The sequence below is a fragment of the Streptomyces sp. NPDC027672 genome (assembly GCF_055566335.1).
In genome coordinates this window covers 46665-70951 of the sequence record NZ_JBVHSO010000018.1, presented here as the reverse complement: position 1 = coordinate 70951, position 24287 = coordinate 46665, and the positions used below count along the sequence as shown (strand labels likewise).

The window sequence follows — 24287 nt, the reverse complement described above, 5'->3', positions numbered from 1 at the left end:
CGATGGCTCTCACCGTGGTGTACACGGCCGGCACCGGCCATGTGGTGGGCGCGCTGGCCCTGACCGGCGCCGCCGCCCCGGCCGATGTGGCCGCGCTCGTCGGACGCGCGCTGCCGATGCGCGTCTTTCTCGACGACGGCCGCGTCGCCGCCCTGCCGCTGAACGCCAGGGACCTCGCCGTGGCGGCCGTGGACGACGAACCGGGGGCCCTCTTCGACCCCTTGGCGTTCGGAGTCGAACTGAGTCCCGAGGGCAGGCCCGAACCCACGCTGGTGCGCCTGGCCGCCTGGACCGGCGGCGCCGGTGTCGCGCTGTCGGCGACCGGACTCACCGTCACCGTGCAGGTCGCGCAGGCCCGGCCCGCCACGGTGGTCGCCCTGGTCTCCGACGACCAGGACACCCATGTGCTCGCCGGGGAGATCCCCGCGCAGCGATCCCAGGTGACCCTGCCGGTGAGCCTCGGCCCCGGCGGCAAGCACGGCGTACTGGTGCTGGTGGCCGGCTGGGCGGGCCGCCTGGAGGAGGCGAATGTGACGTGACCGCGCCCACCGCACCCCTCGACGCGGAAGCCGGTGAGATCGCCGTACACCGGTGCACGGTGACCGTGGTCCGGCGCGGCGGGTGGAGCTGGGGGCCGGACCCGCGTGGCCTGGTGCGGCAGGTGATCGACGCGCTTCCGGAACTGCTGGCGGACCACTTCACCGAGCAACTGGCCGGCGACGGCCCGGACGTGGAGATCACCGAGCCGGTGACCGTCACCGTCCGGCTGGGCCGGACCGGGACCGCCTGGCCCGGCCCGTCCCACGCGCCCGCCGAGGTCCACTTCGCGCCCGTCGTGATGACCGAGGCCCCCGGCGAAGCACCGGACGCCCTGTCGTTCGAGGAGTCCTTCCGCGCCGAGGCGGCCGTCCGGGACACGCCCTCGGCCGCCGCGCTCTTCGGTGAACTCGCCGAACGGGGTGAACTGGACGCGCTTCTCGCGCTGTTGCCCGCAAGGTCGCTCCAGGTGTACGCACTGGCCCTGCTCGGCGACGACGACACGCTGGCCGCCCGGCTCCTTACGGAACTCGCCGTGCGCGCCCGCCCCGGCGGGCCGGCCGATCCGCTGCCCGAGCCGCTGCGCACCGGGGCCGCGGACACCGGCGCCACGGCCCTGTCCGGGCTCCTCGCCGAGTACGTGACCTCCGCGCGGCCTGACGGGGTGGCCCGGCCGGTGCGGTCCCCGGCACCGGAGCACGACGAGCCGGCCGAGGACGACCGGACGGCCGGGGAACCGCCTCCGCGAGCGGCGTCGGGTGCCGTCACGGTCCGCGCCGCCGGAGAGGTGCGCGTGCGGTCCGTGCTGCCGTTCCTGCTCGCCGGACCCCTGGCCCGCATCGGCTACCTCGACGCGGTCGGCCCCGCGCTGGCCGGTGCCGAACTCACCGGGGACGCACCGCTGTTCGCCGCGGCCCTCGCCTACAAGGTGCTGGGCGTGACCGCACGCGGCTGGCGCCGGCACGAAGCGGACCGCGAGACCGCCGCCGCCTTCGCCGGACTCCAACCGCCCGTCCCCGAGGAGCGGCTGGCCGCGTTCGCGCGCACCGTGGGACCCGCGCTCCCGGTGCTCGACGGCATCCTGGCGCTCTCGGTGTGCCGCGGCCACGACCCCGCCGACCCGCTCCTGCTCACCGGGACCGACGACGGGCTCCTCCTGGCCGACGCCCAGGGCATGTTCCCGATCACCTGGGCGGCGGACCCCGCGGCGCTGCTCCCGCACTGGCGGGCGTGCGGACGGCCGCCCGTGCTGGTCTGCGGAGGCAGCCTCCCCCACGGCTCGCTGCGCGAACTGGACCGCGCGGGCGTCGCGTTCCTCACCTCCGTACGGCCCCTGCGCGGCGACCCCGTCACCCGGCTGCCCTGGCGCACGCCCCTGTGGACGGGCGCCGCACGGCGGCTGGCGGACCCGCACCTCGCCACCGGACTGCCCGGCCACACCGACCGGCTCGCGGACCTGGTCACCGCCCTGGTGACCGAGCGGCGGGCCGTACCGCTCGCCCGGGACGGCGCACTGGAGCGCTCCGTCACCCTCGCCGCCGCCCTGGGCCTGGCCACCATGGCCTGGACACTCTGGCGTGACCGCGAGACCCCCGATCCGGTGTCGGCCCTGCACCGCTTCGCCGACCTGGAGGCCACCGTACGGTTCGAGCCGGCCGCCGTCCGGGTGCGCGTTCCGATGGGGCGGCGCCACGCGGACCTGCTGCGCGGTGGACTGCTCGCCGACGTGCCCGGCGTGGACTGGCTGGGCGGCCGGGCCCTGACCTTCTCGGGAGGCTGACCCGCATGGGCGAACCGGCACTGGAACACCTGCGGATCCGCCTCGCGGTCGTCCACCGGGCACTGCGCGCCGCCGTCGGACGGCAGGCGCGGATCGCGGCCCGGCTCACCCGGCCGGATCTCACGCCGTACTGCGTCACCGACGAACAGGCCGATGTGCTGCTCGGCGAGGTGGGCGCCTTCACCGACTCGATGGCGGACCCGTACGCCCCCCGACGGCCCGAGCCGGACGGCGAACGGGAGCTGAGGCGGAGGGCGTCGGCCGAGGGCCGGGCCCTCCCGCTGGACGCGCTCGCCACGCGGTTCGGCCTGTCCCGCGCCGAACAGGACGCGCTGCTGCTGGTGGCCGCACCCGAACTGGACCGCGGCTACGAGCGGATCTACGCCTACATCGTGGACAACCTGAACCGCCGGCTGCCCAGCGTGGAACTGCTGCTCACGGTGGGCGCATTGAGTGGATCAGGCGCCGGCTCCGACGCCGGCTCCGAAGGACCGGAGGGCGCGGCCGAGCCGCCGGCTGCGGCCGCCCGCCTCGCCCTGCGCCGCTCACTCGGGCCGGCCGGGCCGCTGCGCCGGTACGGACTGGTGCGTACGCACGGAGAGGCCGCGGTCGAACTGGCCCAGGAACTCCTCCTGGGCCCGGGGGTGCTGGACTTCCTGCTGGGCTGGGGCACGGACGTCGGACTGCTCGGCCACGACCCCGGCGAGGTCGTGCCGCCCGGCCCGCAGGTGCTGCCCCCGCACCTGGCCTCGGAGCGGCTCACCCGCCTCGGCCGGGCGCTGGGCGCGGGCGGCATCGACCTGGCCGGGCTGTGGGGCTGCCCGCCCGACGACCAGCTCGATGCCGCACAGGCTCTGGCCCGGGCGGCCGGAGCGCCGCTGCGGACCCTCACCACCGACCCCGAGGCCGATCTGCGCACGGCCGCCGCGCTGGGCGCGGTGCTGTGGATCCCCACCGACGACCTGCACCGCGAGCCGCAACCGCAGGGCCACGCCGACATCATCGCCGCCGCGCTGCTCCGCTCCCGCGCGCCGGTGTGCCTCACCGGTCTCAAGCCCTGGCGTCCGGCGGCCCTGCTCGCGGCCCGCGCCTACGCCGAACTGACCGTTCCCGTACCGGGGTTCACCGACCGGCGGGCGATGTGGTCGGCGGCACTGCCGTCCCTGGACGGCAGCCTCCTGGAGGACCTGGCCGTCCGGTACCGCATGAGCGGCGGCGAGCTGCGCGCCGTGGCGTCGGTCGCGGACGCGGGGGCCCGCCTGGCGGGCAACGGACGGCCCGGACCGGTCGCCGACCACGTCGAACCCGCCATCGCCACCGTCACCCGCGGACGCGGCGGAAGCGCCGTACAGGCGATCGTGCCCCGGCGCACCGTGGACGACCTGGTCCTGCCCGCCGTCCAGTTCCACCAGATCATGGAGATCGTCTCGGCCTTCCGCGTCTGGCCCCGGATCGCCGAGACCTGGGGCTTCGCCCGCCGCTCGGCGCACGGCGGGGTCAAGGCGCTGTTCACCGGGGAGCCGGGCACCGGCAAGACCCTGTCCGCCGAGATCATCAGCGGCATGCTCGGCCTGGAACTGCTGAAGGTGGACCTCGCGCAGGTCGTCTCCAAATGGGTGGGGGAGACGGAGAAGAACATGGAGACCGCCTTCCGCCAGGCCGAGGAGAGCCACGCGGTGCTGCTCTTCGACGAGGCCGACGCCCTGTTCGGCAAGCGCGGCGAGGTCAAGCACGGCACCGACCGGTACGCCAACATGGAGGTCGGCTATCTGCTGCAGCGCCTGGAGGCCAGCGACGGCCTGGTGCTCCTCACCAGCAACCTCAAGGACAACATCGACCCGGCGTTCACCCGGCGCTTCCACTTCGTCGTCCACTTCCCCCGCCCGGGCGTGGCCGAGCGGCGCAGGCTGTGGCGCCTCGCCTTCCCCGAGCAGGCCCCGCTCGCCGCGGACGTGGACCTGGACGCGCTGGCCCGCCTGGACATGACCGGCGCCGCCATCACGGCGGCGGCCCGCACGGCCGCGCTCGCCGCGGCGGACGGCGGCGGCGACGCGATCGCCATGCGGCATGTCGTACTCGGGGTCGCCCGCCAGTTCCAGCGCGAGGCCCGCCTGCTCCGCCCGACGGAACTGGGCCCCCACGCCCGACTGCTCGACCTCGACGACGCCTCCCGGGAGTGACACCGATGCTGCCCGCCGAACCCCCGCTCTCCTTGCACCGCCTGGTGGCACCGGTGCCGCCGGCGCGCGCCCAGGAGATCGCGCCGTCCGCCCACCAGGGGCCGGCCGGCCCGGTTCCGGTGAGCAACGCGGCACTGGCCCACAGCATCTACGCGGTGGCCAAGACTCCGTCTGCCGCTACCCAGGACCAGCTCGGCAACGCCGCCGTGGCCAACGCTGCCGCAAAGGCGCCCCCCGCCGTACCGCTGCTCGTCATGCCGTCGCAGACGCGCTCGGCGTCCGCACCGAGTCGGTGAGACCGCGCACGACCCGAGCGACGTACACACCCGCTTTGGCGAACGGCACAGCCGACGCGTGCAACGGCAGCTCGCAGGACGAGGGCGGCGTCTCCAGGCGTGCCGCGCTCATCGCCCCTCGCGCGCCGCGAGTGCGCGCCGCAGCTTCGCGACCCGCTCGACCAGTTCCCGTGCCGCCTGAAGATGTTCGTCCTCGGCGCCGACGCCCCAGCCGTCCGGGGCGTCCATCAGGCGCTCCGTCTCGCGCAGTTCCTCGAGATGGAGCTCCTCCAGCACGGCCAGCAGGGAGTCTCCCCGCCGCTTCACCCTGTCGCGACGCGTGGTCTTCTCCCGCAGCCTGAAGACGGTCGGCCGGCCTGCGGCGAGCTCGGACAGCCGGTAGCAGAGCATCTCCTTGTTCGCCCAGGAAGGACTGTTCATGCCGAGCGTGAAGACGAGGGGCAGGAGATCGGGGTCGAGGGCGAGAAGCCTCTGCTCCGTCCCGTCGGGCGGATCCGAGGCGGCCAGCGGACCGCCCCGGGCCGGCGGGACGGCCAGCCGCCACGGCTGATCGGTGCACACGACCAAGAGGCCGAGCCGCCACAGCTCGGCCTCGGCGAGCACGAGGAACTCCAACGGCAGGTCGACCTCATAGCACTCGCGCATCACCTCCGCCACGGACAGGCCGTTCTCGTACAGGGCACGCGCCAGACGGGCCATCGAGGAGTAGTCCGCGCGGGACGCCTCCGCCCGCAGTCGCCGGAGTGCGGCTTCGTCCACTTACTTCCTCCCCGCTTTCGCGTCCTTGGCGGCCTCGGCCTCGGCCTTGGCCTCCTTCAGCAGGCGGGACAGCTCCTGCCAGACCCTCTGGAGATCCTTGGCCGTCAACGCGGTGATGATCCCGCGCGTCATGGCCTCCGCCCTGACGACGACGTCGTGCAGTCTTTGATCCCCGGCCTTGCGGTCTGCCTGCGGCGGGAGCTTCGCGAGGTACTCCTGGACCGATAGTTCCATGGCCTTGACGCGTTGCTGGATCTTCGGGTCGTGCACGGTCAGCTCCGGGTTGTCGACCATCATCTTGATGACGGCCTCCACATGGGAGAAGACGTCCGCCCGCACGAAGTTCTTGGCCGGCAGGCCCAGTCCCAGATTCGCCAGAAAGAGTTCGTTGGCCAGCACTTGCGCGTTCGCCATGGACTGCGACTGCAAGATGACGGCGTACGCCACGTGGCGTTTGCCGCGCGCGCTCGGCCCCCACACCGCGAGTTTCCGGCCCCGGTCGTGCACCTTCGGGTCCGTGCCGATGGATGCGCTCGCATCGGACACGGGGGAGAAGACGCGGCCGTAGAGACGCAACAGCCACTTGCGGAAACTGCGTCCTTCCCCTTCGCCGATGCCGAAGGGACTTTCCTTCCTTGCCGCCTCGTCGGCCTGCTCCTGCATCTTCTGGAAGACGCCGTTCAGGCGGTCCTTGTCCCAGACCTTGACCAGTGCGTTGGGCTCGGTCGGGTACGTCATCTCCGGGATGTGCCGGGCGGTGACCGCCCGGACCGCTCGGTCGACCGCGTTGGAGAGCCGTGTCAGTTGCACCACCCGCTCCGGGGCGCCCTCCTGCCAAGCGAGGCCCTCGAAGTCGTAACCGCCGACGATCATGATCGGATCGCCTTTGATGGTGTGCAGGATCTGGTCGTACGCAGTCAGCACGCCACGGTCCCTGGGAGCGCGGACGCCGCCGTCGGGATCCTGGCTCAGGACGTGTACCTGCCGGTTGACCTTGCTGAGGATGTCGACCGCATGCCTGGTGTGAGCGTGCCGGAAGACGTGTCCGCGCAGGAGTCCGTACGGCACCGCCTTCGCCCGCTTACTGCCGATGCCCTTCTCCTCCTCACGGCGTGCGGCTTCCTTGTGCTCGTCGGACAGGCCGTCATACGCGTTCCTCACCGTGGCGAACGGAACGCTCTGCTTGCCCTCGGTCTGGAACCATTCGGGAGTCCAGACGAAGCCGAAAGCGATCATGCGCAGGTCATCCGGCCGGTGGATGGCCCCCAGCGCGTCCGAGATCGCGGGAGCGCCGCTCTGCGAGCGCCTCGGGTCCAGACGTTCGGCGGAGTTGACGCCGATGACGACCGCGGTCCTGGCCCAGGCGGCCTTGCTCTCGGAGGAGCCCGCCCAGGCCTCGTCGAGATAGCGCGCGGCGATCCTCGGCTTTCTCTTCACCTCACCGGGCGTCGCCATCATCGTGATGACGAAGCCGGCCAAGTGCTCCTTCGGCCGCATGGGTTGGTCGATGTCACGCAGGGCGCCGACCGACACGCCGGTATCGGTCGGCACGGTCGACGCCGCAGCCTTGCCGATCTTGTAAGGGAAGAGTTTCCTGAGCGGGGTCTTGGCGCTGGGATTGATGGAGACCGTGACGAAGTAGGTGTTGCGCGCCGACTGCCCGAGTTCGATCCGGGAGAGGCCATGGCGCGCCTTGATGGCGGGCAGCCCTCGCCGTACGGTCTCCTCCGTCGCCGACTTGGCGTCCAGCAGACGCGTCGCAGCGCGGACGGCGGCGTCCAGGGCGCGCTGCATGTCCTTCTGGGACCGCTTCTTCGCGCGGTCCTCCTTCCGGCGGTCCGGACGGGTCCTGCTCCTCGGCCGCCGTTCGGCGCGGCGCCCCGGCCGTCGGCGGGGACGTCTGCCGGGGCGGGCGTGGTCGTCGCGGCGCTTCTTCGGCTTCTTCCCGTCGAAGGCCGGCTTGAGCTTGGCCCACAGCTTCTTCACCAGGCCGACGATCTTGTCGATGACCCAGTCGACCGCCTTGTCGACCGGGGCGGACAGCCGCTGGACGATCGTGCGGACCCGGCCGGCGATGCCGCCGACGCCCAGGACGGCGGCGAGGACGCCGAGCAGGACGGGGATGGAGCGGGCCAGGGCGCGTTCGATCAGGGCGGGGACGCCGCCGGTGCCGCCTCGGGCGATGGCGATGACCGCGTCGAGTACCGCGTTGACGAACTCGAAGATCTGGCGGGCCTGGGTGACGATGAACCGGACGAAGTCGATGATCAGCTTGACGGCCCGGACGAACGCGGATGCCGGGTTGAGCAGCGAGATCACCCACGTGATCCCGGCGACCACGAGGGTGGGCGTGACATAGGCGATGACGTGGTCGAGGAGCTGTCTGCGCAGGTCGCCGACGCGCGTCTGCAGGTCCTCCCACATCGCCGCCACGCCTCGTCTGCGGACCTCCGCGAGCAGCGGGACCGCTGTCTCGGCCGCGGCGACGGCTGGCTCGGGGACCTTGCGGGTGATGCGGGCGCGGATGTTCTGCCAGGTCAGGCCGAGCAGGCCGGCGAGCATCTTCACCACGCCCTGGGTGTCGAACGTGGCGGGCAGCGCGATGCCGGCCTCGGTGGCCTTGCCCAGCAGCCAGGACAGGATGCCCTGTTGCAGATGGCGGCCGATGTTCGCCAGGAACTGCCGCAGGCCGGCGCCGACGGCGGAGACGAGGTTGCGCAGGAAACCGATGGGGTCCTTGAGGATCAGCATGACCGCCTGGGCGGCCTTGGCGAGGACCGCCAGCAGCAGCCGCTTGAGTTCCAGGATGGTGCCGATGACGGCCTTGACCGCGTCGACGGCCCTGTCGACCAGGCCCTTGTTCTTCTCCTTCTCCGCGGCGACCTCGTCGTCGACGGCTTTCAGGGCTTCGGTGTACTTGGTGGCCAGGGTGTCGACCAGTTCGGTGCCCTTGTCGTCCACGGTCTGGGTGAGTGCGTCGAACTTGTCGGTGAACTCGGCCGCCGCCTGCCGGCCCAGGGCCCGCAGGTCGTCCGGGAGTCTGCGCACCGCGTCCCGCATCTCGGTGCGGCCCTGGGCGATACGCGCCTTGGCCCGGTTCAGTTCCGTGCCGATGGTGCCGGCGATCTCGGAGATCACCTGCCGCATCCGGCGTACATAGGTGTCGCGGGCCGTCTCGAAGATCCTGTCGGCCTCGGCGGGCAGACCGGCGAACGCGTCCCGCAGCCAGCGCAGTTTGCCCATCGCGCCCGAGTACCGGCGGTCCTTGTACTCGTCCATCTTCTGCCGGTGCTCGGCGGTGAACGCCTCCCTGGCCGCCTTCTCACCCCGGGTGAACTGCTCGTCGACGAGTGTGTCGAGGCCGCCGAGGATGGCTTCGACGTCCTTCTTCATCGTGTCGAACACGCCCTGCAGAAGTGCTGTGACCTGGGCGCGTTTCTCCTCGTCCCGGCTCTTGGCGCCGCTCTTGCCCGTATGGACCTGCTGCCCGGTACGCACACGCTGGGCGCCCATCGCGCCCATCGCGGCCGCACCCAGGCGCCTGGCCTGCGCGGTGGAGGAGTGCAGCCGGGCCGTCTCGTGCTCGCGCAGCCGTGCGGGGGTGGTGTGGGAGTGCTGTTCGGCGGTCTTCTTCTCGCCCAGGGCACGGGTGAAGGCGGGTTCGTTGGACGTGCGCAGCTGTGTCTCGGTGACCTGGGCGCCGGCCATCTGCCGGTTCACCTGGGCGGGTCCGGCCGACAGGTCGGTGGCCGACGGCGGCAGCCTGTCGGGGACGGCCTGGGCGGCATCCGGCGCGGGCGGGGTGCCGGGGGGCCGGTCCGGGCTCATCGGCATGACCTTCTTGGGCACGGCCGCCGACGTGTCCGGCGGGGCGGCGGTCGTGGTGGCGATCTGCTCCGCCGAGTCCGACCTGCCTTCGCCGACCTTGCCGTGCACCTCGGCGCGGACCTCGTCGGCCTTGCCGGAGCCGGCGAACTTGTCCGCCTCGTCGAGGTTCTTCGGGGCCTTGTCCGCGATCGCCTTCTCGACCGCCCTGATGAACGCGTCCTTGTCGAACTCCTTGGGCCTGGCCTCGTTCATCTTCTCGGCGTTGGCCGTCTTGCCCTGCGCCTCCGCGTCGTCCTTGGGCGGCACCGACGCCTCCTGCGCCGAGGTCGCCTCGGCACGCGGGGGCGGGTGTGAGGCGGCCAGCGCCCGCTTCTTGTGCTGTACGTCCTTCTTCAGCGACACGAACTTCGGATCCGCCTCGGGACCCGGCCGGGCCTTCACCTGCGCCCCGGCACCAGGAGCGGCCTCCGCCTCCGGTCCGGTGCCGGAAACCGCCTGCGCCTCCGTATGCCGTCCCGGTGGCGCGACGGCGGCCTCCGGCCCGGCACCCGTCCCGGCGCGGCCGGCCGCCGCGACGGCGCCGTTGCCGAGCATGTCCTGCGCGGCGAGCGGCGGCCGCCCCGGCAAGGGCGGTGGTGCCGTCACCGGTCCGGCCGCGCCTGCCAGGGCGGCCGTCACCGCCGCGTTCGACGGGGCGTGCACCGGGGACGACGCGGAACCGGCCGCTTGCGGCCGCTGCTTCGCCGGCGCGGACACCACTGCCGGCGCCGTCGGCCGTACCGCGAGAGCCCTCGGCACTGGCATCGGACGCGATCCCTCCCCAACAGGCCGGTGGTGCCAGGCGCCCGGCGCCTCAGGGACACCCCCGGCGCAGTGTGCCCGCACGGGCGTGACGGGCCCGTCACCTCCGCGTCCTCCGCAGCGTCTCCGCGCGCCACGCCGGGCAAGGTGGCTTGCCGAGGCTGTTCCGCACGCGATCGCGTCGCGCATGACGGGGCCCCGGCCGGCCCCCGTTCCGCGAGGGCCGGCCGGGGCCGGTATGTGCGGGTGTGCGGTTGCGTCCCGCCGGGTGGCGACCGTCAGACGCGTTCCCACAGGGCGGGGACGTTCGGCGGCTCCCAGCCCGGGTAGGCGGTGTGGCCCTGGAGGCACCGGTAGCTGACGCCGTCGTAGGTCACGAGGTCACCGGCCGCGTAGGTGGCGCCCAGTTGCCAGGTGGTGTCGCCGCTGCCGCCGGACACGGTGAGGGTGTAGGTGGTGGTGTGGCCGGCCTCGCCCGTTCCCGTGATGGTGAGGGTGTACGTGCCGCCGGCCGTGCCCGCGGCGACCCGCACGGTGGCGGTCGAGGACTGGCCGGAGGTCACCGAGGACGGGCTGAACGACACGCTCACGCCCTCCGGAGCGCCGGACGCCGACAGCCTGACGCTCTGGGCGTTTCCGCTGGTGGTGGCGGTGGATATGGTCACCGTGGCGGACGAGCCGGGCGAGACCGTGCCGGTGGCGGGGTCGGCGGAGATCGAGAAGTCGTTGGCCGGTGTGGGCGCGTCACCGACGGCGGTCTTCCAGATCGTGTACGCGATCCCGTCCGCGCTGCGGTTCAGCGCGGTGGCGTTGATGTTGCTGGTGGTGTCGCAGGCGGAGTGGTAGCACGAGTCGTAGGCACGGCCCGCGGTGCCGCCCCACTTGGCGGCCTCGGCGGCGGACTTCACGTCCGAGGCGCCGGTGGCGTAGCCGGAGGTGGGGATGCCCACCTGCTGGAAGGAGTAGTCGTCGGAGCGGCCCTGGCCCTCGACGTTCTCCTGCGGGGCCAGGCCCAGGGAGTCCCAGTAGGCCTTCATCGGCGCCGCGGCGGCCGAGTTCAGGTTGTTGACGAAGTAACCCGCGTTGGTCGAGGCGACCATGTCGAAGTTGTAGTACGCCTTGATCCGGGCGCGTTCGGTGGTGGAGAGCGAACGGGCGTAGAAGCCGGAGCCCTTCATGCCCTGCTCCTCGTCGGTCCACCAGGCGAAGCGGATCCGGTTCTTCATGGTGGGATGGGACTGGGCCAGGGTCAGCGCGGTCTCCAGGAGCGCGGCGGAGCCGGAGCCGTTGTCGTTGATGCCGGGCCCGGCAGCCACGCTGTCGAGGTGTGCGCCGAACATGTAGACGTTGTCCGCGTCGCCCTGCGGCCACTCGGCGACCAGGTTGTTGCCCGCTCCCGCGGTGCAGCCGGAGGTGCAGCTCTGCTCGGTGACCGTGTAGCCCGCCGTCTGGAGCCGGTCCTTGACGTAGGCGAGCGAGGCCCGGTAACCGGCCGTGGTGGCACGGCGGTTGCCGCCGTTCTGCGAGGCGATGGTGTTGAGCTGGGTCAGGTGGGCCTGCACCTTGGCCACGTCGACGTCCGGCGGGGTGGACGGGTTGCCGCCGTCACCGCCGCCCACCCTCAACGCGTACTGGGCGGTGTGGGTCCTGGTGCCGGCCGTGCCCGTGACCGTGATCTGGTAGGTTCCGGCGGCCGTGGCCGACGAGGTGGAGACCGTCATCGTGGAGCTGCTGCCGGAGGTGACCGTCGCCGGGCTGAAGGAGACGTTCACCCCGGCCGGCGCGCCGGAGGCGGTCAGCGAGACCTGCTGGGCGCTGCCGGAGACGGTGCTGGTGTTGACGGTGGCGCGCGCCGAGGAGCCCGCGTTGACGTCGCCCGAGGTGGGGCTGAGCGCCAGCGAGAAGTCGGTCTGCTCCCCCGTGCAGGTCGGGTCGCCGGTCTGCGCGGTCACGCTGATCGCGTCCCAGGCGGCCTTGGTGGAGTTGAACAGGGAGCAACTGGCGTCGAGGTTCTTCGCCGTGGTGAGGGTGGCGGTGCGGTAGCGCTTGTACGTCATGCCGCTGGTCTTGAGCAGCATGCCGCCGTAGAAGATCTTGCCCGCGTTCTGGATGCCGACGCCGCTGACGGTGGAGTTGTTGCAGGTCGGGCTGGAGGGCTTGCCGCCGCCGGGGTTGGAGCCCTCGGCCAGCAGGTAGAACCAGTGGTTGAGCGGGCCGGCCGCCGCGTGCTCCTCGGTCTGCGGGATCGACGCGGAGTAGCAGTTGGGGTTGTTGCCGACCTGGCTGGGGTTGTACATGTTGCGGATCGGGCCGCGGCCCTGGAGGTTGATCATCTCTCCGACGGTGTAGTCGGGAGTGTCGTACGGCGCCGGCTCGTTGGCGTATGCCTCGGTCAGGGCGCCCATGATGTCGCCGGTCGCCTCGCCCAGTCCGCTCTCGTGGTTGGCGCCGCCGGGGGTGAAGGAGTCCAGGCCGTGGCCGAACTCGTGGCCCACCACGTCGATTCCGGCGATCCACTCGTTGGCGCTGTTGTGGCCGATGGTGATGGTGGAACCGTCCCAGTACGCGTTCAGCTCGTTGAGGCCGACGCGGACCGGCCAGCTGCCGCCGTTGCCGTCGTGCCCGTTGCGGCCGAGCCAGTTCTTGAGCATGTCCGATTCCTTCTGCGCGGCGAACATCGCGTCCACGCAGCCGGTTTCCTTGCTCGTGGGGTTGCCGGTGCCCCAGTTGTCGGACGCCTTGGTGAACAGGCCGCCGCTGTAGTCCGAACACTGCAGTCCGGGCCGGGTGGTGTCGCGCAGCACGTAGGAGGAGCCCGACCGGGAGGTGTCGATGGTCAGCGGGTTCGGGCCGTTCCACTTGCTGGTGCCGCTGCCCGCCCGCACGTCGTCGTAGCTGTCGACGACCTTTCCGGTGCGCGCGTCGACGAAGACGTGCAGTCGGCTGGGGACGTTCGCCTTGGTGTGCCCGGTCAGCACGGTCTCCCAGGCGAGGGTGGCGCGGTCGCCCTCGACCCGCACCACCAGCCGCCGGGAGTCGACCTTCTCGGTCTTCGCGAGTCTGGCCCGGCTGGTGCGGACCGCCTGTGCGGCGGTGACCCGGGCCTTGGTGGAGACCGCGATCCTGGCCTTGGTGGCGGACTGGACCGAGCGGACGCGGCCGCCGCCGTCGGCGAGGACGACCACGTCGCCGCCCACCACGGGCAGGCCCCGGTAGGTGCGCTCGTAGGCGACGGAGTACAGGCCCTTGACCCAAGGGGTGACCTGCCGCCGGTCGTACTGCTCCTCAGGCCCCTTGGCCAGCGCGTCGAGGCCGCTGCGTGCCGCCTGGTCGGCCGCTGCGACGGCTCTGGCGACGGGGGTCGGTTCCGGCTTGCCCGCCGGGGGAGCGGCGTGGGGCGCGGCCGAGGCGAAGGCGGCCGGCATCACCACCCCTCCCAGCGTCAGGGCCAGGGATGTCCCGGCCACCGCCAGCTTTCTCAGCATCGTTGCTCCTTGTGAGAGGTCGTGAGGCTCACCCGGTGCCCGGATAGGCATGCTCATGCCAACCGGTTCGCCGGAGTCCGCGGTACGTCGGTGTCTCCGCCCGCCCGCGCCGGGGTGGCATGCCACCCCGGGCTGGCCGAACCCTCACATCGCCCCGCGCCCGGGTCAACGGCTCGCGGCCCGCCGTCCCGTCCTGTCAAAAACCGGCACAGGCCCAGGGCCGCGCAGCGCGCTCAGATCCCCAGGGCCGGAAGCTGCTCGCGGTACTCCCTGACCTCCGGCACGTCGCCCCAGCGGGCGAGCAGCCTGCCGTGCAGTCCGCGCAACTCGGCGCTGACCACCAACTCGCGCGAGGACACCGCCTCGTCGAGCACCGGGGTCGCCAGGGCGACCGCCGCGCCCGGGTCACCCGCGCACGCCCAGCTGTCCGCCAGGCGCAGGGTGAGCAGCAGCCGGGTCTCCCGCATCAGCGGCGGCAGACGGGCGCACGACCGCGCGGTGGCGTCGACGGCGCGCCGCGCCGTCACCCGGTCGCCGGTCGCGGCGGCGAGGTCGCGCAGCGCCCCGCCGATCGCCGACTCCACCCTCATCTCGCCCTCGGCGCCGGACAGCCAGGGCGCCTCCAGGCGGTCCCGGTGGCCCAGGCGGGCGAACCCGCGCCGCGCCAGGGCGATGTGCCGCCGGCACTCGGCGACGTCGTGGCCGAGCGCGTGCCCGCGTGCCCGGTACAGATGGGAGAGGGTGACCACCCACCGCCGCCCGGGGTCCACCGCGCCGATGGCCTCGGCGTACGCGAGAGCCGACCCGGCGTCCCGGTCGAGCCGGACCAGGGTGCACACGTCACTGAGCAGGGTCGCCCGGGCCGGTACGTCGTGCACCGCGTCCGCCCAGCCCAGACCGTGGCCGAACCAGGCCATGCCGATGCTGCTCTGCCCGCGCTGCATCCGCAGCCGCCCGGCGACCTGGGCGTACTGGGCAGCCAGCCGGAGCTGCCCGTACGGCAGCCGGCCGGCGGAGTTCACCTCCCCGGCCCACCGCACCAGTGCCCGTAACAGCCGCTCCACCGTGGCCACGCCGTCGGACGTGCCCCGGTGCAGCGCGCCGCGGATCAGACAGGCCAGCACCGCGGTGAGCATGTGCAGCAGCTCCGGCTCCCTGCCCGTGGGGACGTCGAACCCGCCCTGCGGCGCGGTCAGCCCGTCCAGCAGGTCCGGTGCCCCCGCCCGTTCGGGCACCGCGCAGCCCACCGTGCCGTGCAGCGGGCACGCCAGCCCCTCGGCGGGCAGTTCCGACGGCCACAGCGCGGGATCGAGCAGGTCCTGGCCGGCGAGGGCCTCCCCGCCGCCCGGCACCGGCGCGAACAGCCGTGGGTCCGCCGGCGGGCGCTCGGGGCGGTACGGCGTCCCGCACGGGGCGGCGACGACCGCCGCCAGTTCGCCGCCGGTCCCCAGGACGGAGTCGAGCCGGCCCGCGAGCCCGGCCGGCGGTTCGCGCAGCCCCGCTTCGAGCCTGCTGATGAGACTGTGGTGGTACCCCACCTTCAGTCCGAGCTGCGACTGGGTCAGACCGGCCTGTCTGCGCCAGGCCCGCAGCCGCCGCCCGAACTCCGCCCAGGTCTGTACCGGCTGTGCCGTCTCCACGGACCCGCCCCTCCTGCTGACGAAGGCCCCGCTACCGACAGCGTTGCGCCGGGTGCTCCATGTCCGCGCGCACCCGGGCCGGGCGGGGCCGGCCCGTGCGCCGCGTGTCCCGGACGTGGGTGGGCGCGCTCCCGGGAGCGCGCGCCGACGCGGCCGGGATCAGGCCGGGCAGGCGCCCAGGTCCTCCCAGACGCCCCACTGGCCGGTGGTGCCGGGCCTGTCGCCCGTCACCCACCACTTGGCACGCCAGGTGTGGCCGCCGTAGGAGACGGTGTCGCCGCCGTCGTAGACGCGTACGGCGTCCCAGGCCGCCGCGGTGCACGTGGTGCCACCACCGCCACCACCGCCGGTGCCGCCGACGCAGGAGTAGAGGGCGTGGGCGGTGTCCGAGATGCTCCACACGGCGAGCACCTTGTGCCGGCCGGTGAAACCGGCGAGGTACCCCTGCTGGCTGACATCGGCGCCCGGCTGCTGGTTGTGGCCGTCGAACTCGGCGATCTTCTGGCCGCCGATGAAGTACTGCCAGGTGCTGGTGGCGTGCCGGGCCGTGTGGTGCCAGGTGAACGTGGCGCTCGAGCCGACCGGTGTGACCTGCCAGGGCTTGCCGTCGTCGAGCTCGGCGTACTGGGCGTGTCCACCGCTGCAATCGCGCAGGCCCTTGGGTCCCCCGATGCTCTGCGGCTCGTACGGGATCTGGCCGCAGGCGACGATGCCCTCGGCGCACTGCTCCTGCCGATTGGTGGGCAGGGTCACCCAGCCATGGGCACTGGCGGAGCTCGCCGGAAGGCTGACGGCGAGCAGGGGGCCGACCGGCGCGCCGACGGCGACAGCCACTCGTCTTTTCGCGCTCATGCCATGCCACTTCCTTCGGTGTACGCCGGGACCGCCGCCATGGGTCGGGGCGTGGGGCCGACGCTGGTCCAGACCTGATGTACTAGGTCTAGACCATAGCCGCCAACCGGGCCCGGTCAAGACTCCGGGCGAGGCGAACTGCCGCCCCGCGAAAGCTACTTCGGAGTCCGGTCCGCGCCGGCGACCGACGGCCTGGTCGCCAGCTGGTGATGGCGTAAAGCGCGCAAGACGGAATGGCCGGGGTGAGGTTGGAGCCATGAGGTGCTTGTGCCTCTGACCTTCAGCGCCTTGAGCTGAATATGAGGTTCCCATAGGGGCGGTTTCAGTCATTCCGCTTGTGGACCGCGTGCCCATTGGCGCAGGTTGAGCACGGATATTTTACTGTCCTGAGCCGAATGCGACTTGATGTCCGACTTGCGCGTCAGGGTCATTCTCGGCCGCACGGCCAGCGTGATCTGGCAGGGAGGTGCATGCAGGGTTACTGTCCCACTGGTTGAGGCAGGACCGCACTTCCAGACATCTGGGGAAAGAATGACAGGGTCTCTGGCAAGCCGGGCGTCTTCTACTCGTTATAGAGCGCTCGTACTGCTCTGCGCCCTCATGCTGGCCGGATGCTTACCGGCACAGGAAGGCGGCCGGGCAGCGACCGGAAGCGCCCTGGCGACCGACGGGACCCAGTCAAGCGGCACCGTGGGCAACGAGCACGCTCGGGTGGGGGAGATCTGGTACTTCGCTCTCCCCGTGCCGTACAACACCTCCTCGAAACCCATCGAGATCAAGGATGTCTCCGTCGAGCACATCCCTTCCGGTATCAGGGTTCTTGAGTATGGCGCATATGATCTGAACGACACCGAGGGTCTTCCGCTTCTCGCCAAAGAAGGCGAGCCGTACACGCCCAAATTCGCGAAGCTGAAGAATTACGCCACACAACCTGTCAGGGTTGCGGCCGGGAAAGAAAGCAACATCTTCTACCTGGCCAAGATGAAGATCACTGCGCCGCCCAAAGAGACAGCCCGCGAGTGCCGCTTCGCATATGAGCAGGGCGGCCAGACCTACACACAGACACTGGACTGCGAACTCGAACTCAAGGTTTCCGGGTAGGGCGCCCAAAGAAAGCAGTTGCTTCCAGCAGTCAGCCGGGCTACGGCGCCACACTGTTGACCGTGCAGATCGAAACTGCACCAGCAAGTGGCTCATTTGCGCCAGCGACACCCCGGTCGACACCGACTACCAGACCGGTGGCACCGTCTACTGGACCCACAGAGCGGTCAGCGTGGACAACCGCTGAACAGACTTCCCGGCCCCGTGGGGCCCTGGCCATGTTCGCGAGAGTGGACTCAGGCGAGTAATGGACGTCTGCGGCCTTCCTGGCCATCGGCCACTCCGACTGCGGTGTCGAGGCCGTCGCGTTCCACCCGGAGACAGGTCAGCTCGACCTGCACCCGGACTCCCGGCCTATGTCACTCGGCTCCGGCTGTTCACCGGCGGACCGTCGCCGCGGCGAACGATACGGTCGGCACCGACTCCGCGGCAGGGTGCCGAGCTCCTCAAGGACGGGGCGCGCGATGTTCTGCTGGGGCGTGAACTATGGCGGGTTGGTCTGCGCAACCACTGTGTGGCCGTCCCCGGCCCCGGGCGCGTGTTCGTTTCGACGCCGCTTTGATGCCCCGTCATACGGTGCTCTCGTTCCGGGTCCCTGCTGCTTGCACTGCCCGGGTGGCGCCTGCGCTCTCCGTGTGAAGCCCGCGCTTCCGGTGCCCCTGCGCACCCCCTGGGCGGGGCCGCTCCCCTGTCGGAGAATCGTGATTCCAGCGGGTGGGCATGGCCCGGCGCAGAAGCTCACCGCCGGTCGTCAAGCTGCGAGCCGCCACGATCGGTCCCACGGCAGTCCATCTTTCCCACGTCCACGCGGCGCGCTCATGCCCGCCGCAGCAAGGAGTGCAAGATGAAGACCCTACGCTCCATACCCGGCTCGGCACTTTCGGCCACAAGATGGAAGCGCCGCGCCTCGGCAGTGCTCTTCGCGGGAGCCTGCACCGCCGGATTACTCCTCGCCCCGGCCGCGCCCGCGTCGGCGGCCGACACACTGCAAACCTGCACGGGCTACGAGAGCCAGTCGTTCAACCCTGGACTGACCCTGGTCACGGTCCCCACCCAGACCACCCTTCAGAACTCGTTCTCCTGCACGGGTCTGTCCACGCCGGATGTCACCAACGGCACCATCAACTCCACAGTGAACCGCCCCAACTCCTGCTTGACAGTGCTGGTGCCCAGCGTGGACATGACCATCGTCTGGGACAGTAATCCCGCCACGACAAGCAGGTTTCAGGCCACCCGGGCCGTCGTCACCGCTGCGGGCCAAACCGTAGTCACCGACACCGGGACCATCACCTCCGGGCTGTTCACCGGCTCGATCGCTGAACGAATCTCCGTCACCCCGGCCATCAACCTGCTCGACTGTGTCGGAACGGGCATCACTCAGCGTTCCGGCACCGTCTCCTTCAGCGTATTGCTCTGACGCCAGGCTGGCGGGCCGGCTCCTGACCGCTCTCGCGCCGACCCTTGCGGAGGCGGTCCGGAGGCATCGGTCACGGCATCCGTGTCACTGGACGGGGCCTTGCTGCCGATCGGCCGGATCGCTGCGGACACGGGACGCTCGGCCGTACACCCGGTCGACATGTGCGGCCAGGGCGCGGGCGTCCGTCCGCCGAACCAGGCGCCGAACAGCAGGGTCGGTCCATGGATGCACAGTCGTCAGCTCCTCCCAGCCGAGCCGGACCGGGAGCACCCACCGGCCGAGGCCGCCCTGGTGGACGATGTCGCCCGGCGATGTGGCCGGCGCGGGTTCCTCGCGCCGAAGCAGCTGGAGAGCCTGAAGGAGCTCGCCGACGCGGCCCGGCGGCGCACGGCGCTGTACCCGTCACCGAAGCCGCCACCTCTCCGGCGCCGCTCCCGCTCACGGCAGTACCCCGGTGGCCGGCCGAACCCGTGGCGCACCGCGCGGGGCCGCCGCCGGGGATGAGCGGCCACGGTGGACTCCACCGCGCGCCCCGTGCGTGGACCGCTGGACGGGCGGGGGTGGCGTCCGCCCAGAGTGGAGACCACGAGTGGAGTCCACCGGCCGGGAGTGGACGACATCGTGGGGGAGTGCGTGGGCACTGTCACGTTGGCTGACCGCGAGCGCGTACGTCCGTGGGGACGGGCTTCTTCCGCAAGCTGCTTCTGGACCGGCCGCTCGGCGGCGCCTCCTGAGCGGTGACGCTGGGGGCGTTCGATAGGGTTCCGGGGTGCTGACTGTCTGGTCGGTGCCTTCCTGGGGGGGATGACGAGACGAGGAACATGCCGGAGCAAGCGAGCCCGCCTGTGATAGCACCGAGCCGGCCTGTGGCCGCGGCGGTCGAGGCGGCGCGGATGGCGGCGGTGCGCCGTTACGACATTCTCGACACTCCGCCGGACGGCGCCTACGACAGAGTCGCGGCGCTGGCGGCACGGTTGTTCGAGGTGCCGGTGGCGACGGTGACGATCGTGGACGAGGACCGGATCTGGTTCAAGGCCGCGCACGGTCTGGAAGGCGTCAGCGAGATCGGCCGCGATCCGGGCCTGTGTGCCTCGGCGGTGCTCACCGATGACACCACCGTCATCCCCGACACTCTGCTGGACCCGGTCGCCTGCTCCAACCCGCTGGTCGCCGGCCCGATGGGGGTGCGGTTCTACGCCGCCGCTCCGATCATCACCGCCGACGGGCACCGGCTGGGCACGGTCAACATCCTCGATACCCGCCCCCGCGAGATCAGCGAGGCCGATGCCTCCACCCTCGCGGACCTGGCCGCGGTCGTGCGCGACCAGCTTGAGCTGCGGCTGTCGGCACTGAAAGCGGTACGCGCCGAGCAGGAGCGCCGCAAGGCCGAGCAGGAGAAGCGCCAGGCGGAGGAAGAGGCCCGCCGGCGTGCGGAGCGGGACAAGGCGGCCATCGCCGCGTTCGCCTCCACCCTGCAGCGCACCCTGGTGCCCCCGGCACTGCCCGCGGTACCGGGCCTGGAACTGGCCTGCCATTACAAGACCGCCTCCCCACAGGAAGTGGGCGGTGACTTCTACGACGTCTTCCCCGTGGGCGGGGGCCGGTGGGCGTTCTTCCTGGGCGATGTGTGCGGCAAGGGCGCCGAAGCCGCCTCGATCACCTCACTGACCCGCTACACGCTGCGGGCCGCAGCCCTCGTCGACGCGGACCCCACGGCCGCGCTCAAGGCCCTGAACACCGCGCTGCTGCTGGACGCGGCGATCGGTACCCGCTTTTGCACCGCCGTCTTCGGCCTGCTTGATCCGGCCCGGGACGGCGGTTTCACGGTCACGCTGGCCACCGGCGGTCACCCGCCCGCCTACCACCTCAGCCCCATCGAGGGTGGCGGCGTGCGGGTCGAGGCAGCCCGTGCCAAGGGCGGCATGCTGGTCGGCGCGTTCGCCGAAGCCTCCTTCGCCTCACGCACCCTGCACCTGGCACCCGGCGAGGGACTGCTGCTGTACACCGACGGGCTGACCGAGGCCCGCACCGCCGATGGCCGCATGCTCTCCGACACGGGCCTGACCGACTTCCTGGCCCAGCGGCCGGCGCCGATCAGAGCCGGCGCCCTGATCGACGACACCGTCGCGCTCCTGGACACCCTCCCCGACACCGAACGCGACGACGTGGCCCTGCTGGCCCTGTCCGTCCCCACCCCCGATGCTGCTCCCGCCGGCATCACCACCACCGCCCACAGCGCCGCCGCCCCGACCGCCGACGTCTCCGTCGGGCAGGAGAACCCACGCCCATGACCGACGCATTCCACATCGACGTCCCGCACACCGACGGCGCCCTGGCCGTGATCGCCCTGTCCGGCGAGTTCGACATCACCGCCGCACCCGCCGTACGGGCCCGTGCCCTGGAACTCATCGCGAACGGCCACCCTGACCTGGTCGCCGACCTCTCAGGCGTCACCTTCTGCGACTCCTCAGGACTGGGCGCCCTCATCGGCATCTGGCGCTGCGCCAAGGACGCCGACGGCTCCCTGACCCTGGCGGCCATCCCCGACCGGCTGGACCGCCTGCTCAGCGTCACCGGGATGGACACCTTCCTGCCCGCCTACCCCAGCGCCGACGCCGCGCTCGCCGCACGCCAAGGCAACCGCACCACCGCCTGAAACCCCTCGCTCGCCAGTCAATAACCGCCTAGCACTGCACAACCCGGTGTGCTCTCCCTCGGGTGGGGAGTGCGTTACATCGTCCGCAACTCGACGCACCGTGCGGCGTGCCGGTCCGCACCCGCGCGCCACGCGCCCCGGCCGTCCGGTGCGATGGCGCGCGTAGCCCACTGGACGCCGGCCTCTCGCCCGGCTCAGGCCGCGGACCTTCCCCGGCGGCACCACCCAGACCGTCACTCCGGACGAGTCCAGCCGCCCGGTCAAGGTCGAGGTGAAGACCGGCTCGACCACGCTGTCGTCGATTTTCGTCCGCGAACCCTCGGGCACCCTGGTGTCCATGAGGAGCGGGGGCAGCAGCCAGTACTACGTCCCACACGGGGCGCCGCGTCTGGCGAGGCGTGCCCGAACGACACGGCTCTCGGAGAACGCCGCATCATCGGATCCGCCGGCGGGTCAGAGAGCACGCTGCCACGGCTTGTCAACCGGGGCAGGAACACCGACCGCCTCCACGCTGGCCATCACGAGCGCGGCGGTCAAGGCTCGGTCACCGGGCATCCCGTCGGTGCCGACGCGCCTGATCGAGGATGCCGGGGACGGTGTCGGACCGGCGTGAACGCATGTCGGGACCTGTGGGAACAGGGTCAGAACGGTGCAAGCTGCGTTCGAGGACTTGCGACTGGGCGAACCGTATGGACTGGTTCATGCGGCAACAGCGCTGCATTGGACGAACCCGCAGGACCGGTGGTCGCGCGTGGCCGCACTGCTGGGACCGGGTGGCGTATTCGCCTCATGCGGCGGGCCCTTTCGACTGGCCGACCCGGCTGTGGAGGAGGCTGTCCGCGGGGCGCGAGCACCCTTCTTTGATGTGACCGCAGCCACGCCGGATACCGGCTCTGTAGTGAGGCTGGCCTGGAGCCCGGCGGCGGTGAGAGGCCGTAGCTGGTGGCGTCCGGCAAGTGAGACAGGACTTGTCGCGTACCTGACGAGGGTGAAAACTGACCGGCGTGATCGAGTACGCGTACCTGAGCCGTCGACTCCATGTCGACCTGGCCTACGCGTGTTCCGCGCTGTGTCGCCCCGTGGCCATCTGATTCAGCGACCAGCCTTGTGACGTCTTGTGGCGTCGGTTCTCTCTCGTCGGCGGCCCGGTGCGACGCCCTTCCGCTTCCGCGACCGGCCGGGACCGTCTTCCTCCTCCGCCGGCGCCTTCTGGCGCCGCCTGTCGACAGGACTTCGACTCGATGCATTCCGTCCGCCTCTCGTATGCCGGTGTGTTCGCCGCCGCCCTATCGCTCGCGTTCACCGCCACGCTGGCACCCGCCCAGGCACAGGGAACCGGCTTCGGACCTCTACCGCCGCACAACCCGTACGCCGGGCCGGACGGAACCGCGACCATGCACGGCGACACCGGTTCCTCCGACGCCACGCCCCTGCCGGGACCCGGGCCGGGCCCCCTGACCTCGAAACGGGTCGCCCTGCAATCGGCGTGCCCGACCATCCTCGTGGGTGCCGACGGGTACCCGGTCGCTCTGTGCACGCCGATCCTGACCCGCGTCCCTACGGTGCACCTGCTGGACCCGGCGACAGGCGCGTCACTGGCCGGCCTGCCCATCGCCAAGGGATCGCTGCTGGGAGGGGTCTACGCCTACCTGGACCACGAGGACCGGCTCGTCGTGGTGGACGGCGACCGGAACCTGCTGCGTATCGCGCACCGCAAGAAGGCCGATGGCGGCTGGGAGCTGTACGTCGCGAGCACGCTGTCCCTGGCGTCGGGCGTCCCGGAGGGCGACTCGGTCACCGGCCTGGCGCCCGACTGGCAGGGCAGGGTCTGGTTCGCCACCGGGGGCGGTGTCGTCGGCACCGCAAACGAGGCGACGGGCACGGTTCGTTCCCTCATGCTGCCTGCGGGTGAACGCATCGACAACTCCATCTCGACCTCGCCCGAGGGAACGGCTGTCGCCACCTCGCACGCGACCTACCTGTTGACCGCGGGAAGGGACGGTACCCCGACCGTTTCCTGGCGCCGGACCTACGACCGCGGCGCGGCCCGACGGCCCGGACAGCTGAGCTGGGGCACGGGATCCACCCCGACCTTCTTCGGCCCCACCACCGGCACCGACTTCGTTACCATCGTCGACAACGCCTCACCCACCGTGAACCTCCTCGTCTACCGCACGGACGATGGAGCCCAGGTCTGCTCCACGCCCGTTCTGGCGGCCGGGGGCAGCGGCAGCGAGAACTCGCCGATCGGCGCCGGCCGTTCCGTCTTCGTGGCGAGCACATACGGCTATCCCTACCCGGCGGTGCCCGAGGGCGCAGGGCAGAGCGTGCCCGCGTCGGCCGACTTCACCGGCGGCCTGTCCCGTGTCGACGTACGCGCCGACGGCACTGGCTGCGACCTGACGTGGGACACCACGGTTCGGTCGGCAGCCGTTCCCCGCCTGTCCACCGCCGACGGCCTCATCCATACCGTCGTGCGCGGCTCCGTTCTTCCGGGCAGTGACGGTACCTCCGTCCTGGACCCCTACTACTACGCCCGGATCAACCCCGACACGGGCGCCATCGTGAGCAGGCACTATCTGGGGTCCTCGTCCCTGTACGACACCCTGCAGATGGCCGGTTCCCTCGCACCCGGCGGCGTCCTGTACCAGGGCACGATCACCGGTGTGGTGCGGATCGCGGAGAGGTGAACGCCTACGGCTTGTCTCTTCGGCCTGCGAGGCGGGGCTGGTCGGGGGTGGCACGCACCGGTCAGGGCCGTGAGGAACTGCAGCGAGACAAGAAGGAGTTGGCCGCCGAGCGCCGCGCGACGGCTTTCCTGCGCCGAGCCGTCCATCGAGAACGAAGCCCTGCGCACAAGGGCCGGGTAGGCCCGGATGACTGACGTTCGGCCTTGGTTCCGAGCGGTGGCCCGGCAGACGCACCGGCTCGCCGTCCCCGTCGTGGACCACCGTC

At 71.6% G+C, this 24287-nt stretch carries 14 protein-coding genes; 9 read left to right on the top strand and 5 right to left on the bottom strand.

What is annotated here, in order from left to right; genetic code table 11:
* Positions 1-2: 2 nt before the first annotated feature.
* The 4 genes from ACZ4SV_RS32505 to ACZ4SV_RS32490 are packed head-to-tail and all read left to right on the top strand — an operon-like array spanning position 3 to position 4793.
* Positions 3-539 (top strand): hypothetical protein, encoded by a 537-nt coding sequence (locus tag ACZ4SV_RS32505; RefSeq protein WP_468009055.1) that lies wholly within the window; start codon positions 3-5, stop codon positions 537-539.
* A complete protein-coding gene (locus ACZ4SV_RS32500) occupies positions 536-2317 on the top strand; it encodes a hypothetical protein (RefSeq protein WP_468009052.1) in 1782 nt (593 codons plus the stop codon). The genes ACZ4SV_RS32505 and ACZ4SV_RS32500 overlap by 4 nt, the downstream gene beginning before the upstream one ends.
* A gap of 5 nt (positions 2318-2322) precedes the next feature.
* Entirely contained in the window at positions 2323-4497 is a 2175-nt protein-coding gene (locus ACZ4SV_RS32495) for an ATP-binding protein (RefSeq protein WP_468009049.1), read from the top strand.
* Between the two features lie 5 nt (positions 4498-4502).
* Positions 4503-4793: a hypothetical protein gene (locus ACZ4SV_RS32490; RefSeq protein WP_468009045.1), complete on the top strand. Its 291-nt coding sequence runs from the start codon at positions 4503-4505 to the stop codon at positions 4791-4793.
* Positions 4794-4901: 108 nt separating this feature from the next.
* Here ACZ4SV_RS32490 and ACZ4SV_RS32485 read toward each other — a convergent pair whose 3' ends face one another.
* From ACZ4SV_RS32485 to ACZ4SV_RS32465, 5 genes are all read right to left on the bottom strand, one after another.
* Positions 4902-5552, bottom strand: coding sequence for a hypothetical protein (locus tag ACZ4SV_RS32485; protein ID WP_468009041.1), 651 nt, complete (start codon positions 5550-5552; stop codon positions 4902-4904).
* Entirely contained in the window at positions 5553-10184 is a 4632-nt protein-coding gene (locus ACZ4SV_RS32480) for a phage tail protein (RefSeq protein WP_468009036.1), read from the bottom strand. It lies immediately after the preceding gene.
* A 275-nt stretch (positions 10185-10459) separates the two neighbouring features.
* Entirely contained in the window at positions 10460-13666 is a 3207-nt protein-coding gene (locus ACZ4SV_RS32475) for a M20/M25/M40 family metallo-hydrolase (protein WP_468009032.1), read from the bottom strand.
* 233 nt (positions 13667-13899) lie between these two features.
* Positions 13900-15306, bottom strand: a complete 1407-nt coding sequence (locus ACZ4SV_RS32470) for a helix-turn-helix domain-containing protein (RefSeq protein ID WP_468009028.1) — start codon at positions 15304-15306, stop codon at positions 13900-13902.
* Positions 15307-15465: 159 nt separating this feature from the next.
* Positions 15466-16158 (bottom strand): lytic polysaccharide monooxygenase, encoded by a 693-nt coding sequence (locus ACZ4SV_RS32465; RefSeq protein WP_468009023.1) that lies wholly within the window; start codon positions 16156-16158, stop codon positions 15466-15468.
* Between the two features lie 690 nt (positions 16159-16848).
* On the opposite strand from ACZ4SV_RS32465, the gene ACZ4SV_RS32460 reads away from it, so the two are divergent.
* From ACZ4SV_RS32460 to ACZ4SV_RS32440, 5 genes are all read left to right on the top strand, one after another.
* Entirely contained in the window at positions 16849-17259 is a 411-nt protein-coding gene (locus tag ACZ4SV_RS32460) for a hypothetical protein (protein ID WP_468009019.1), read from the top strand.
* A gap of 844 nt (positions 17260-18103) precedes the next feature.
* A complete protein-coding gene (locus tag ACZ4SV_RS32455; protein WP_468009014.1) occupies positions 18104-18676 on the top strand; it encodes a hypothetical protein in 573 nt (190 codons plus the stop codon).
* An 866-nt stretch (positions 18677-19542) separates the two neighbouring features.
* Entirely contained in the window at positions 19543-20967 is a 1425-nt protein-coding gene (locus ACZ4SV_RS32450) for a PP2C family protein-serine/threonine phosphatase (protein WP_468009011.1), read from the top strand.
* Positions 20964-21332, top strand: coding sequence for an STAS domain-containing protein (locus tag ACZ4SV_RS32445; RefSeq protein ID WP_468009008.1), 369 nt, complete (start codon positions 20964-20966; stop codon positions 21330-21332). Before ACZ4SV_RS32450 ends, ACZ4SV_RS32445 begins: the two co-directional genes overlap by 4 nt.
* A gap of 1241 nt (positions 21333-22573) precedes the next feature.
* A complete protein-coding gene (locus ACZ4SV_RS32440) occupies positions 22574-24022 on the top strand; it encodes a hypothetical protein (RefSeq protein ID WP_468008999.1) in 1449 nt (482 codons plus the stop codon).
* Positions 24023-24287: the final 265 nt, after the last annotated feature.

What these genes read in the sequence shown, in the direction of transcription:
- ACZ4SV_RS32505 (WP_468009055.1), top strand. Translation starts at nt 3, where the DNA reads ATGGCTCTCACCGTGGTGTACACGGCCGGCACCGGCCATGTGGTGGGC.
- ACZ4SV_RS32445 (WP_468009008.1), top strand. Translation starts at nt 20,964, where the DNA reads ATGACCGACGCATTCCACATCGACGTCCCGCACACCGACGGCGCCCTG.
- ACZ4SV_RS32440 (WP_468008999.1), top strand. Translation starts at nt 22,574, where the DNA reads ATGCATTCCGTCCGCCTCTCGTATGCCGGTGTGTTCGCCGCCGCCCTA.
- ACZ4SV_RS32455 (WP_468009014.1), top strand. Translation starts at nt 18,104, where the DNA reads ATGAAGACCCTACGCTCCATACCCGGCTCGGCACTTTCGGCCACAAGA.
- ACZ4SV_RS32480 (WP_468009036.1), bottom strand. Translation starts at nt 10,184, where the DNA reads ATGCCAGTGCCGAGGGCTCTCGCGGTACGGCCGACGGCGCCGGCAGTG.
- ACZ4SV_RS32495 (WP_468009049.1), top strand. Translation starts at nt 2,323, where the DNA reads ATGGGCGAACCGGCACTGGAACACCTGCGGATCCGCCTCGCGGTCGTC.
- ACZ4SV_RS32465 (WP_468009023.1), bottom strand. Translation starts at nt 16,158, where the DNA reads ATGAGCGCGAAAAGACGAGTGGCTGTCGCCGTCGGCGCGCCGGTCGGC.
- ACZ4SV_RS32475 (WP_468009032.1), bottom strand. Translation starts at nt 13,666, where the DNA reads ATGCTGAGAAAGCTGGCGGTGGCCGGGACATCCCTGGCCCTGACGCTG.
- ACZ4SV_RS32490 (WP_468009045.1), top strand. Translation starts at nt 4,503, where the DNA reads ATGCTGCCCGCCGAACCCCCGCTCTCCTTGCACCGCCTGGTGGCACCG.